We start from the raw sequence: 381 nt of genomic DNA, 5'->3' as shown, positions 1-381 counted from the left end.
TCAATCCAACACTGCTAAAACCTGTCACTCCCGCAGTGCCACTCACACCCGTCAAACGCATCAAACTGCCCGTAACTGCACTGTTCAATGTAATAGACGTCGAGGAGCCGCTGCATAAAGCAGGGACAGTATTCGTGATCGACATCGTTGGACGGGGCTGAACATCAACACTCGCCAACTGACCTACAGGGGAGACCGGACAGCCGTCACTGGTCGTCACTTCAAACGTGTAACTTACCGTAACCACTCCATTCGTGGGGTTCTCTAAGATCTCTTGTAGCTGGTCGCCGTCCACAAACGTGTCACCCACCAGAACACCACCACCCGTGACAGCACCGTAGCTTACACCAGTGACAGTGATCACATGGTTGGACGTCGGAC

Annotated in this window: 1 protein-coding gene; it reads right to left on the bottom strand. The window is 53.5% G+C overall.

Annotated elements, in window-relative coordinates; genetic code table 11:
• Positions 1–381, bottom strand: a 381-nt coding sequence (locus FNH22_RS32290; protein ID WP_185154535.1) for a hypothetical protein, incomplete at both ends; no start/stop codon positions are given.

Source organism: Fulvivirga sp. M361, assembly GCF_007097395.1.
Taxonomy (GTDB): domain Bacteria; phylum Bacteroidota; class Bacteroidia; order Cytophagales; family Cyclobacteriaceae; genus Fulvivirga.
This window is presented reverse-complemented; position numbering and strand designations above follow the sequence as displayed.